The organism is Phycicoccus flavus (assembly GCF_004025965.2).
Lineage (GTDB): Bacteria > Actinomycetota > Actinomycetes > Actinomycetales > Dermatophilaceae > Phycicoccus > Phycicoccus flavus.
Genome location: NZ_SAYU02000098.1, coordinates 1 through 11,199 on the forward strand (window position 1 = coordinate 1; position 11,199 = coordinate 11,199).

The 11,199-nt window shown below is 74.2% G+C and carries 12 protein-coding genes; 10 read left to right on the plus strand and 2 right to left on the minus strand.

Annotated elements, in window-relative coordinates:
• The 4 genes from EPD83_RS18855 to EPD83_RS18870 form a co-directional block, all read left to right on the plus strand.
• Positions 1 to 394 (plus strand): phosphotransferase family protein (locus EPD83_RS18855; protein WP_165567002.1); only part of this gene is annotated, 394 nt, incomplete at its 5' end.
• Between the two features lie 141 nt (positions 395 to 535).
• Complete coding sequence (locus EPD83_RS18860) at positions 536 to 1,264, plus strand: alpha/beta fold hydrolase (protein WP_128366894.1); 729 nt, start codon at positions 536 to 538, stop codon at positions 1,262 to 1,264.
• Between the two features lie 53 nt (positions 1,265 to 1,317).
• Positions 1,318 to 1,977: a TetR/AcrR family transcriptional regulator gene (locus tag EPD83_RS18865; protein WP_164896429.1), complete on the plus strand. Its 660-nt coding sequence runs from the start codon at positions 1,318 to 1,320 to the stop codon at positions 1,975 to 1,977.
• Positions 1,978 to 2,014: 37 nt separating this feature from the next.
• Positions 2,015 to 4,600, plus strand: a complete 2,586-nt coding sequence (locus EPD83_RS18870) for an MMPL family transporter (RefSeq protein WP_165567003.1) — start codon at positions 2,015 to 2,017, stop codon at positions 4,598 to 4,600.
• 54 nt (positions 4,601 to 4,654) lie between these two features.
• On the opposite strand, the gene EPD83_RS18875 is transcribed toward EPD83_RS18870, so the two are convergent.
• The gene (locus EPD83_RS18875) at positions 4,655 to 5,650 is read right to left on the minus strand and encodes a glycoside hydrolase family 19 protein (RefSeq protein WP_128366849.1); all 996 of its coding nucleotides are present in this window, start codon (positions 5,648 to 5,650) and stop codon (positions 4,655 to 4,657) included.
• A gap of 32 nt (positions 5,651 to 5,682) precedes the next feature.
• Entirely contained in the window at positions 5,683 to 6,621 is a 939-nt protein-coding gene (locus tag EPD83_RS18880) for a peptidoglycan DD-metalloendopeptidase family protein (protein ID WP_128366848.1), read from the minus strand.
• A 170-nt stretch (positions 6,622 to 6,791) separates the two neighbouring features.
• Between EPD83_RS18880 and EPD83_RS18885 the strand changes: the two genes are divergently transcribed.
• The 6 genes from EPD83_RS18885 (at position 6,792) to EPD83_RS18910 (ending at position 11,033) form a co-directional block, all read left to right on the plus strand.
• Positions 6,792 to 7,694 carry an endonuclease/exonuclease/phosphatase family protein gene (locus EPD83_RS18885; RefSeq protein WP_128366847.1) on the plus strand — a complete coding sequence of 301 codons (903 nt, stop codon included), beginning with the start codon at positions 6,792 to 6,794 and terminating at the stop codon, positions 7,692 to 7,694.
• A gap of 169 nt (positions 7,695 to 7,863) precedes the next feature.
• Positions 7,864 to 8,157: a hypothetical protein gene (locus tag EPD83_RS18890; RefSeq protein WP_128366846.1), complete on the plus strand. Its 294-nt coding sequence runs from the start codon at positions 7,864 to 7,866 to the stop codon at positions 8,155 to 8,157.
• Between the two features lie 15 nt (positions 8,158 to 8,172).
• Positions 8,173 to 9,114, plus strand: coding sequence for an FAD:protein FMN transferase (locus tag EPD83_RS18895; protein WP_165567004.1), 942 nt, complete (start codon positions 8,173 to 8,175; stop codon positions 9,112 to 9,114).
• Entirely contained in the window at positions 9,111 to 9,674 is a 564-nt protein-coding gene (locus EPD83_RS18900) for a ferric reductase-like transmembrane domain-containing protein (RefSeq protein WP_128366432.1), read from the plus strand. Before EPD83_RS18895 ends, EPD83_RS18900 begins: the two co-directional genes overlap by 4 nt.
• The gene (locus tag EPD83_RS18905) at positions 9,671 to 10,801 is read left to right on the plus strand and encodes an NADH-ubiquinone oxidoreductase-F iron-sulfur binding region domain-containing protein (protein WP_128366433.1); all 1,131 of its coding nucleotides are present in this window, start codon (positions 9,671 to 9,673) and stop codon (positions 10,799 to 10,801) included. Before EPD83_RS18900 ends, EPD83_RS18905 begins: the two co-directional genes overlap by 4 nt.
• On the plus strand, positions 10,788 to 11,033 hold the full coding sequence (locus tag EPD83_RS18910) for a ferredoxin (protein ID WP_128366434.1): 246 nt from the start codon (positions 10,788 to 10,790) through the stop codon (positions 11,031 to 11,033). Before EPD83_RS18905 ends, EPD83_RS18910 begins: the two co-directional genes overlap by 14 nt.
• Positions 11,034 to 11,199 lie beyond the last annotated feature (166 nt).

The following is an 11,199-nucleotide window of genomic DNA, read 5'->3' on the forward strand; positions in this document are numbered from 1 at the left end:
CGACGACGACCGGAGTCTTCTCCTCAGCTCCTTGCGTGGCGGGTGTGATGCCCTGCTCGACCGTGGCGGCCCGGACCAGCTTCTGCACGGCGAGCCGCATCCTGGCAACGTGCTGCACACGGCGAACGGCCCGGTGCTCATCGACCTCGAGACGTGCTGCCATGGCCCGGTCGAGTTCGATCTCGCGCACGCCCCGGAGTCCGTCGCCCTCCACTACCCAGAGCTGGACCCTCTCGCCGTTCAGGAAGCGCGCCGAGTGGTCCTCGCGATGGTCGCCAGTTGGCGCTGGGACGTGCTCGACAGGTTCCCCGGCGGACGCCGACACGGTCCGCGCATCGTCGATCTTCTGCGTGACGGACCGCCGTGGCCTGCGCTCGGGGCGCTGACGCCGTAACGGAGCACCGCCACCGCCTGCACGTCAGTCTCCGCGCTGACGCGCAGCCAGAGGCAGCGAAGAAGACCCGAGGGTCACGTGGCGGTCGGCGCTTCCCGCTCTAACAACGGCCCCACCGTCGACCACGCATAGCGTGACGTCATGACCACCGACCCGGCGACGACGACGGTCCACGGCAGGTCGGGGCCCGCCGTGCTGCTGCTGCCCGGTGGGGTCGCGTCGACCGATGACTTCTTCCCCGGCCTCGTCGAGGGACTGCTCGACGACCCGGGGTGCCGGGTCGTCGTCCACGACCGCCCGGGCACCGGGACCAATCCCGAGCCGGGGACGCTCGCCGGCGCCGCCGACCACCTGCGCGGGGTTCTGCGCGACACCGGCACCACACCGGCCGTGGTCGTCGGGCAGAGCCTCGGCGCGGTGGTCGCGCTGCTGCTCGCCGTCGAGCACCCCGACGTCGTGTCCGGCCTGGTCCTCCTCGACCCGACACCGGTCCTCCTGCCGGACCGGTGCCGGGACCTGGAGCGCCGGATCACCCTGCTGCGCCGGGCCACCGCGCCGAGCCGGCTGCTCACGCGGGTCTCCGGCCGCCCGGCCGGCCCGGGCGCCGACGCCCCCCGGCTCGCGGCGGCGGTCCGCGGCCTCGGCGAGGTCGCGGACGACCTCGTCGACCGTCCCTGGCCCGAGGTCCCGGCCGCCGTCGTCGTCGCCGACCGGGACCGCGACCCGGTCGCCCGGTCCCTGGAGCTCATGGGCGCGCGCCTCGGTACGGAGCCGGTCACCTGGCCCGGCGCCACGCACGACGTGCACCGCGACGACCCCCTGCGCGTGCTGCAGACCGTCCGCGACGTCGTCGGCCGCACCCAGGGGTGATGCATCGCCGTGCAGATTTGCACGGCAGTGCAACGACGACCTACGCTGATCGGGTGACCTTCCGCCCGCCGCGCTCCCCCCTCTCGCTGCGCGACCGCAAGCGCGCCGAGACCCGGCGCACCCTCGCCCTCGCGGCGTACACGATCGTGCGCGACGAGGGCGTCGACGCCGTCACCGCCGAGGCCGTCGCCGACCGCGCCGGGGTCTCGCGCCGGACGTTCTTCAACTACTTCCCCTCGGTCGAGTCCGTCCTCACCGCCAGCGTCGCCGAGTTCTTCACCACCCTGAGCCGCCGCCTCGACGAGCGCCCGCACGACGAGCCGGTCCGCGCCAGCCTGCTGGCCGTCGTCGACGACCCGAGCGACCTCGACCTCGTCGAGCGCATCGGCGTCCTCGCCGCCGCCGGCGAGTCCAGTGCGCACGCCAAGGTGCTGATCCTCGGCACCCTCCACGAGTGGACGGACTGGCTCGAGGACTGGCTGCGCGACCGGCTGGGCACCCGCGTCGCCGACCGCCCGAGCGACCTGCAGATCGCCGTCCTCGCCTCCTGCATCCTCGGCGCCGGCGAGGCCGCGCTGCGGGTCTGGGCCCGGCACGCCACCGACACCCCGGACGACCCCCGTCCGGACTTCCTCGCCGCCTTCGCCGAGGCCATCGACCTCCTCGGCACCGACCTCCTCCTGGACGCCGACGCCGCCGTCCGCACCCCCTGACCGACCCCGGCCCACGACCTCCTCGGGAGCGCCCTCCATGTCCACCGCCCTGTACCGCCTCGGCCGCTGGTGCGCCGCGCACGCCTGGCCCGTCGTCGCCGCCTGGCTCGTCGTCCTCGCCGTCGCGGGCACCCTGGCCGCGACCATCGGCAAGCCGCTGAGCAACCAGATCAAGATGACGGACACCGGCTTCGCGCAGGTCGTGCAGACCCTCGGCGAGGAGATCCCCTCCGCTGCGGGCGGGTTCGGCCGGGTCGTCCTCACGACGGACGACGGCCGTCCGTTCACCGCCGCGCAGAAGCAGGCCGTCGGCGAGGCTCTGGACGCCTGGCGAGGGGTGCCGCACGTGACGAACGTCGTCGACCCGTTCGCGGCGCAGAAGCAGCTGGACGCCGCGGCCCCCCGGCTCGAGGCGTCGCAGGAGCAGCTGGCCGACGGTCGGGCGAAGCTCGAGAACGGCAAGCAGCAGCTGCAGGAGGCCGAGGGCCGGCTGAACGGCGGCGAGGCGTTCCTCGCGCAGCTGAAGGAGCAGAATCCCGACGACCCGCAGATCCCCGCCCTCGAGAAGCAGATCGCGGACGGCAAGGAGCAGCTGGCCGACGGCCAGGAGCAGCTGGTGGACTCCGAGAAGCAGCTCGCGGCCGGCGAGCAGCAGCTCGAGGACGGCCGCACCGTCGCCGCCGGGTCCGCCGGCGCCCGGCTCGTGAGCAGCGACGGGCGGACCGTCGTCGTCCAGATCCAGTTCGACACCGACGCCCAGTCCGTCGACCCCGCGGCCCGCGCGCTCATCCCCGAGCGCGGCGACCCCGTCCTAGAGGCGGCGGGCATCACCCCTGCGTACAGCGTCGAGATCACCCAGGCGCTGGAGCTCATCGGCCCCGGTGAGATCCTCGGCCTCGCGGTGGCCCTCTTCGTCCTCGTCGGCGTCCTCGGCAGCCTCGTCGCCGCCGGGCTCCCGCTGCTCGTCGCCCTGCTCGGCGTCGGCGTCGGCCTCGGCGGGGCGTTCGCGTTCACCTCCCTCGTCGAGCTCAACTCCACGACGCCCGCCCTGGCGCTCATGCTGGGGCTCGCCGTCGGCATCGACTACGCGCTGTTCATCGTCAACCGGCACCGGGCGAACATCCTCGGCGGCATGCCGATCCGCGACTCCATCGCCCGCGCCGTCGCCACCGCCGGCAGCGCCGTGACCTTCGCAGGGGCCACGGTCGTCATCGCCCTCGCCGCGCTCGTCCTCTCCGGCATCTCCATCCTCGCCCAGCTGGGGATCGTCGCCGCCGTCACCGTGGCGGTCACGGTGCTGGTCGCGGTGACGATCTCGCCGGCCGTCCTGCGCCTCATGAACACCCGGGTGGTCTCGCGCCGCGGCTGGCGTCGGGCGGGCTTCGGCACCCCGGGCGACCCCACCACCCGCAGCACCGAGGGCCACGCCGCCGTCGAGGAGCACGGCGGCTGGTACGTCGGCACCGTCACGCGCCGCCCCTGGCTGACGGTGCTCGGCGTCGTCGCCGTCGTCGGCGTGGCCGCCATCCCGGTGCCGTCGATGCAGCTCGGCCTGCCGGACGGCGGCAGCGAGCCCACCGGGTCCTCCGCCTACACGGCGTACACGACGATCGCCGACGAGTTCGGGCCCGGCGTCAACGGCCCCGTCGTCGCCGTCGCCACCCTCCCGGCGGCCGACGGCCCCCGCTCCGACGCCGAGGTCCTGCACGCCCAGGCCGAGGTCGTCCGCACCTTCAGCGACCTCGACTCCGTCGTGTCCGTCGTGCCGTTCGGGGTGAGCGAGGACACCTCGACCCTCGCCTTCCAGATCGTCCCGTCGACCGGGCCGGCGTCCGAGCAGACCCGACAGACCCTGGAGCAGATCCAGTCGGCGGCGGGCTTCCTGGACCGCCGCGACGGCATCGAGATCGGCCTCACCGGGCAGACGGTCGCGAACATCGAGATCTCCGACCAGCTGGCGTCGGCCCTGCCGGGCTACCTGGCCGTCGTCGTCGGGCTGTCGCTCATCATCCTGCTCGTCGTCTTCCGCTCGCTGGTCGTCCCGCTCGTCGCCACCGGCGGCTTCCTGCTCACCATCGGCACCGCCTTCGGCGCGACGGTCGCGGTGCACCAGTGGGGCTGGCTCGGCAGCGTCTTCGGGGTGAGCCAGCCCGGACCGCTGCTGTCGTTCATGCCGATCATCCTCATCGGCGTGCTCTTCGGGCTCGCCATGGACTACCAGATGTTCCTCGTCTCCGGCATGTACGAGGCCCACGCACACGGCGAGGACCCCCGCGCCGCGGTGCGCACCGGGTTCGTCCACGGCGCCCGGGTGGTGTCGGCGGCGGCGATCATCATGACCTCGGTCTTCCTCGGCTTCGCCTTCAGCCACCTCGTGATGATCCGGCCGATCGGCTTCGGCCTGGCCGTCGGGGTGCTCGTCGACGCCTTCGTCGTCCGGATGACCCTCACGCCGGCCGTCATGCACCTGCTCGGCGAGCGCGCCTGGTGGCTGCCCCGCTGGCTGGACCGCATCGTCCCCGACCTCGACGTCGAGGGCCTCAAGCTCGCCGACCGGCTGGCCGCCGAGGACACCGCCGGGGGCCGGCCCGCCGACCGCGAGCCCCAGCCCGCCGGGGTGTGACGAGGCGCCGCTCCCCGGGTCGGGGAGCGGCGCCGTCGTCCGACGGTTGCCGCGTCAGTGGCGGTAGCAGGTGACCTGCGAGTCCGCCGGACGGGTGCCGGTCAGGTACTTCATGGCCCGCTTGAAGTCCTCGCAGCGCTCCGCGTCCTCGCTCCGGCTGGCGGCGTAGCCGATGAACTTCGAGACCCGGCCCATGTCCATGGCGTCCGCGGCCCCGTTGGCGTGCCGGTTGTCGTACCAGTACCAGCGGGCGATCTTCGCGCTCCAGGCCAGGGAACGGGCCTTGTCCGGGTAGCGCACGAAGTCGACGCCGAAGAAGCTGCCGGCGGCCCGGTAGTTGAAGTCGTTCGTCAGCTGGATGTAGCCGCGCCCCCGGTACGTCGAGGTCCCGGCCTGCAGCGCGTTGTAGCGGAACGTCGACTCGTTGGCGAGCGTCGCGAGGAAGGCCGACACCCGCTTGGCGTTGACGTCGATCTGTCCGGCGCGCATCTGGGCGTTGAGGCCGGACAGGCCCGTGGTGACGGTGTCCTTCGGCCCGACCTTGCCCGGGAACATCGCGGTGAGGTCCTCGTAGGTGATCTCGTGCCAGATCTTGGTCTCGCAGGTGGCCCCCACCATGTCCTTGTAGTCGGCGTAGGCGACGTCGTTGCCGCCGTCCCCGCAGACCAGGGTGTCGGGCCGCATGTCGTCGGCGTGCAGGGTGTCCGGCCCGGCGCCCCCGAAGAGGCGGTCGCTGCCGAGCCCCGCCCACAGCGTGTCGGCACCGTCGTCGCCGTACAGCGAGTCGTTGCCGTTGCCGCCGTAGATCTGGTCGTCACCGCCCCGGCCGTGGATCTCGTCCGCACCGTCGCCCCCGCGCAGCGTGTCCGCTGCGTTGGTGCCGGTGTGGGTGTCGTTCCCGGCGCCCCCGCGCCAGGTCTCCGCGGACGCCGGGCCGGCGGCCAGCCCCGCGGCGACGAGGGCCGTGACCCCCGCCGCCGCGAGCCGCCGTGCGGCGCGACCCGTCCGTCCCGTGCTCGTGGTGCTCGTCGTGTCGGTCGTGCGTCGCATCGTTGGTCTCCCCCTCGAACCGGTCGGCCGGCTCAGTAGGTGCAGCCGGACCGGGGCAGGTCCTTGGGCAGCGGGACCGAGCGCTTGTCGTAGATCGCCTTGAGCATCGGCTGCGGGCAGACGCTGCTGTAGTAGCCGTCGGCCTGCATGGAGCCGCGCCAGATCTGCAGGTGCAGGTGCGGGCCGGAGCTGTTGCCGGTCGAGCCGACCTCGCCGATCTTGCGCAGGGCGCCGATGCCCTGGCCCTTGGCGACGGAGACCGCGCTCAGGTGGCAGTACATGTACTGGCCGCCGCCGACGCCGCGGATGACGACGCCCTTGCCGCACCAGGTCTGGCCGAGCGGCGAGGTGCCGGCGGCCTCGACGTAGCCGCCGCGGACCGCGCGCACCGGGTTGCCGGTGTCGGCGGAGATGTCGACGGCCGGGTAGTCGTGGTGGGCCCGGGTGATGCCGCCGGGCAGACCGTAGTCGTAGTGGGCGTTCTGCAGCGGCAGGACCCACGGGTTCATCCAGCGGATGTCCTCGCAGGTGCCGCGGGGCTTGGCCGCGGTGGCGGTCGGGAAGTAGTCGCGGTAGTCGACGTACGCGACGTCGTTGCCGGTGCCGCAGTACACCTTGTCGGCGTAGTCGTCGCGGGCCCGCAGGACGTCGTTGCCGTCGAGGCCGTAGATCTCGTCGACGCCCGGTCCGCCGTTGACGTCGTCCGGACCGTTGCCGCCGACGACGTGGTCGGGACCGTTGCCACCCTCGATGACGTCGGCGCCGTCGCCGCCGTAGAGGTTGTCGGCGCCGCCGAAGCCCTTGATGGTGTCCGCACCCGCGGTGCCGTGGATCGTGTCGTTGCCGCCGGTGCCCGAGAGGGTCGCGGCGCTCGCGATCCCGGTGCCGAGGGTCATCGCCGCGAGCGCGGCGACGGCCACGCGGCCGGCCCGGCCGGGGCGTCGTGTCGTACGTGCCAGTGAGCTGTTCATCGTCGGTCCTTCGAGGTGATGGGCGACCCGGTCCGTCGCCGTGTGCCGCCCACTGTGCGAGGCGGCGCTTCGGTGACGCTGCGCCCGCCGTCGCACCCGGATCGCAGCGACGGCGCAGCGGCGTCGCCGAGGGTCACAGGCGACAGCACGTCCACCGAAGGAGCCCTGCCATGACCGACCACCAGCCCTCGCTCAGCCGGCGCTCGCTGGCCCGCCTCGCCGGCGCCACCGCGCTGACCGGCGCCGCCGCGACCGCCGCCGCCCCGTCCTCGGGCGCCGCGCCCACGAACTCGAGCACCTTCCGGGTGGCGAGCTTCAACATCTACTCCGGCCTGTCGGCCACCGACTTCAAGACCGACTTCCGCACCATCACCGAGCGCGCGGACATGGTCGGGCTGCAGGAGGTGCAGGGCCGCCGCGACTTCCTCGACACCTGGGGCAAGAACAACGGCTGGTGGGTGTGGACGCCGGCCCCGGCGTACGCCACCGAGGTCGCGGTCCTCGCGAAGAAGTCGGCCTTCGACCGCATCGACAAGGGCACGATCTTCGTCTGCGACACCGGCGGCTCGGGCACGCCGCCGCCGCCCCGCTACATCACCTGGGCCAAGTACGTGCACCTCAAGAGCGGCCGCCGCATCACGCACATCAACAACCACCTCAACGCGCACATCGACAACGACGGGCACCCCTACGACCTGCCCCGCACCGACGACGCCGAGAAGCACCTGCGGATGATCCGGGACCTCGTGCACGACAAGAAGGACGGCGGCCAGGTCGTCGTCACCGGCGACTTCAACGTCGACTACGAGGACGACAAGCGGGTGCGGTACGGCAACTTCCCGTACACCGTCCTGGAGAACCGCCAGGGCAGCCTGCCGGGCCTGCGCTCGAGCTACTCGCGCATCGGCGTCACCGGCCTGCCGACCCTCGGCCGGCGCCGGGTCGACTACGTGTACGGGTGGATCCGGGTGCCGGAGTCGCGGGTCATGGACTTCGACGGCCACCACTACGTCCTGGACGGCACCAAGAGCGACCACAACGCGATCGTCGCCCGGTTCTGGATGAAGCACTGACGGCTGCCGGACCACACCGGCGCCACCGCGGCCGGGTCGACCCGAGGGGGGTCGGCCCGGCCGCGTCGTTCGCACAGAGCCGCCTGGGAGGTCGCACAGGAGGCGCACAGCACCCGGGAGGAACGTCGAGGACGACAGCGAAGAACCCCTCCCGAATCTGGTGATGACGATGACCACCACACCGCGCGCCCTGCGCCGGGCCCAGGCCTGGACCGCCGGCGCCGTCGCGGCCGCCGCGCTGACCACCGGCGTGGCCGGCGTCCACCTCGCGAGCGCGCAGGCCGCGAGCACCGTGACCGCGACGTCCGACTCCTCGGGGTCGTCGAGCGGGTCGGGGTCGTCGAGCTCCTCGGGCTCGGACGGCGGCGGCTCGTCCTCGTCCTCGGGTTGGGGCTTCTCCGGCCCGGGCTCGGTCTCCTCCGGCAACGGGTCGGGGACCCAGTCCTCCACCCACGGCTCCTGAGCGGCGGCCCCGGAGATGCCGACGACGCTCACCACCGCCGCCACGGACTTCCGCGCCATCGGGACGACGATCCGCCTCGTCGTCACCGAGCCGTGGACGGTCGCCGAGGCCGAGGCACTGACCCGTGACCACCTCGTCGCGCTGGACCGCGCGGCCTCCCGCTTCCGCCACGACTCCGAGGTGAGCCGCCTGGCCGCGGCCGCGCGCTCGGGTGCCGCGTCCGCCGTCGCCTCGCCGGTCCTCGCCGGCTCGCTGCGCGCGGCGCTGCGGGCGGCGCGGCTCACCGGCGGCCTCGTCGACCCGACGGTCGGGACGGCGGTCGCGGTGAGCGGGTACGACGCCGACCTGGCCGTCGTGCGCTCCCGGGTCGCGGCCGATCGGCCGGCGGCCTCCGTCCCCGGCTGGCACCAGGTGCGGATCGACCCGCGGACCGACCGCGTCGACGTGCCGGCGGGCTGCCTGCTCGACCTCGGCGCGACGGCCAAGGCGCACGCCGCCGACGAGGTCGCGCGCGTGCTCGCCGCCCGGCTGCCCGGCGGCTTCCTCGTCGACCTCGGCGGCGACATCGCCCTGTCCGGGACGACGCCCGAGGGACGCTGGCAGATCGGGGTCGAGGACTCCGCGGGCCGGCAGCTGCAGAGCATCGGGCTGCGCAGCGGCCAGGCCGTCGCGACGAGCTCGACCCGTCTGCGCACCTGGGTGGCGGCCGACGGCTCGGTGCGCCACCACATCGTCGACCCGCGCACCGGGCGGACCGCCGACGCGACGTGGGCGCAGGTCACCTGCGTCGGGCGGACCGCTCTGGAGGCCAACGCCGCCTCGACCGCCGCCGTCGTCCTCGGGGCCGAGGCCCCGGCGTGGCTCGCCGGCCACGGGGTCCCGGCCCGGCTCGACACCGCCGACGGCGTCGTCGTCACGACGCCGGGCTGGCCCGACCCGCAGGAGGATCCGCGATGAACGAGCTGCTCTGGTACGTCTCGCGCGGCACCGGCGTCGCGAGCATCGCCCTGCTGACCGCGGTGCTCGTCCTCGGCGTCGTCACCGCCGGCTGGCGCCGCCCGCACGGCGAGAGCGCCACCGTCGTCATGGCCGTCCACCGCTGGCTGTCGCTGGGGATGGTGGCCTTCGTCGTCGCCCACGTCGCGACGGCGGTCGGCGAGACCTACGTCAACATCGACCTCGTCTCGGCGGTCGTGCCGTTCACGAGCGGGTACGAGCGGGTGCTCGTCGGTCTCGGGACGGTCGCCGTCGACCTCATGGCGGCCGTCGCCGTCACCTCCTGGCTGCGGCCACGGATCCCCGAACGGGTGTGGCGCGGCGTGCACTGGGCGGCGTACGCGCTGTGGCCGGTGGCGCTGGTCCACGGCTTCGCGATGGGGACGGCCGACCAGCCGGTGCTGCGCGGCGTCACCGCGTTGTGCGGCGTGGTCGGGGTCGCGGCGGTCGTCTGGCGGCTGCTGTCGTCCTCGCCGGACCGGCAGCGCCGGGACGCCGTGCTCGAGGAGCGGTGGACATGAGCCGGGGGCCGTCCGGGCCGGCCGGGCTGTCCGGGCACGAGCTGGCCGACCTGCTGGACGCCGCCGGCCTCACCGGCCGCGGGGGTGCCGCGTTCCGCACCGGCGTCAAGGTCAGGGCCGCGCACGACCACGGCGCGCACCTCGTCGTCAACGCGTGCGACGGAGAGCTCGGCGCGGCCAAGGACGCCTACGTCGTCGACCGTCACCTGGACTCGCTGCTGCGCGGTGCCGCGCTCGTCGCTCCGGGACGGCGCCGGCGGACGACGTTCGCCGCGCACCGCGGGTCGGCGACGGCGGCCCGGCTGCACGCCGCCGGGGTGCCGGTGCTCGAGGTGCCGGCGCGGTACGTGTCGTCCGAGGAGTCGGCGCTGGTCTCCCTCGCCAACGGCGGGCTGGCCCGGCCGCTGGCCAAGCGCCGGCCCATCGTCACCGGGGGCCGGCATGCCGCGGGCGGACGGGTGCCCGCCACCGTCGTGCTCAACGCCGAGACGGTGCTGCGGGTCGCGCAGGTCGTCGAGCACGGGCCGGAGTGGTTCCGAGGCGTCGGCACGCTCGACGAGCCCGGGCCGCGGCTGGTCGCGCTGTCCGGTGCCGTCGCGTACCCGGGCGTGCTGGAGACGGCCGCCGGGGTGACGTTCGCGTCGCTGCTGGAGGCGTGCGGGGCGGACCCGGGCGCGGAGCACGTCGTCGTCGGTGGGCTCGGCGGGGTGATGCTGTCGGTCGCCGAGGCGCGCTCGACCACGTGGTCGACACCCGGCCTCGCACCCTTCGGCGGCGCCCCCGGGCCGGGGGTCGTCATCGTCCTGGACCCCGCGCGGTGCCCGCTGACCGTCGTGTCGGAGTGGCTTGCGTACGCCGGCGGCGAGAGTGCCGGGCAGTGCGGGCCGTGCATGTTCGGGGTGCCGTCGCTGGCCTCGGCCTGGGAGGGTCTGGTGCGCTCGCCGTCGTCGGTGTCGGTCGACGCGGTGCGAGCCGCCGCCGGCCTGCTGCCGGGGCGCGGCGCCTGCCGCTTCCCCGACGGCGTCGCCCGGTTCGCCGGGTCCGCGCTGCGCGTCCTCTCCCCCCACCTGGCCGCCCACGCCCGCGGCGGCTGCCCGACCGAAGGAGCCCACCATGTCGCGGTCTGACGCCCGGCCCCGTTCGTCCGTCACTGCTCAGCGGGATGCGCCGCGGGAGGTGCGGGTGGACCGGGTCGCCTGCACCGGGCACGGCATCTGCGCCCAGCTGCTCGCCGGCCGGGTCTCGCTCGACCCCTGGGGCTACCCCGTCGTCCACGACGGACGGGTCGGAGTCCTCGAGGGTGACCGCGCCGTCGACTTCTGCCCCGCCCGCGCCCTCTACTGGTCCGACCGCCCCTGACCCTGGGTCGGTTTCCCGACCGCCTGAGGCGGCGAGGATGGCTGCCCACCCACCGCTGCCCTCGTCCCTCCCAGCCGGAGTCGCTTGTCGGACGGCCTCGGACTTGTTGGACAGAGCACCTTTCGCGGTCCCTCCGGGCAGCTTCTCCCGGGTCTGCGGCACCGGA

Bases quoted from the DNA above. Each gene is read 5' to 3' on its own strand.
- EPD83_RS18860 (WP_128366894.1), top strand. From the start codon at position 536: ATGACCACCGACCCGGCGACGACGACGGTCCACGGCAGGTCGGGGCCC.
- EPD83_RS18870 (WP_165567003.1), top strand. From the start codon at position 2,015: ATGTCCACCGCCCTGTACCGCCTCGGCCGCTGGTGCGCCGCGCACGCC.
- EPD83_RS18875 (WP_128366849.1), bottom strand. From the start codon at position 5,650: ATGCGACGCACGACCGACACGACGAGCACCACGAGCACGGGACGGACG.
- EPD83_RS18880 (WP_128366848.1), bottom strand. From the start codon at position 6,621: ATGAACAGCTCACTGGCACGTACGACACGACGCCCCGGCCGGGCCGGC.
- EPD83_RS18885 (WP_128366847.1), top strand. From the start codon at position 6,792: ATGACCGACCACCAGCCCTCGCTCAGCCGGCGCTCGCTGGCCCGCCTC.
- EPD83_RS18890 (WP_128366846.1), top strand. From the start codon at position 7,864: ATGACCACCACACCGCGCGCCCTGCGCCGGGCCCAGGCCTGGACCGCC.
- EPD83_RS18895 (WP_165567004.1), top strand. From the start codon at position 8,173: ATGCCGACGACGCTCACCACCGCCGCCACGGACTTCCGCGCCATCGGG.
- EPD83_RS18900 (WP_128366432.1), top strand. From the start codon at position 9,111: ATGAACGAGCTGCTCTGGTACGTCTCGCGCGGCACCGGCGTCGCGAGC.
- EPD83_RS18905 (WP_128366433.1), top strand. From the start codon at position 9,671: ATGAGCCGGGGGCCGTCCGGGCCGGCCGGGCTGTCCGGGCACGAGCTG.
- EPD83_RS18910 (WP_128366434.1), top strand. From the start codon at position 10,788: ATGTCGCGGTCTGACGCCCGGCCCCGTTCGTCCGTCACTGCTCAGCGG.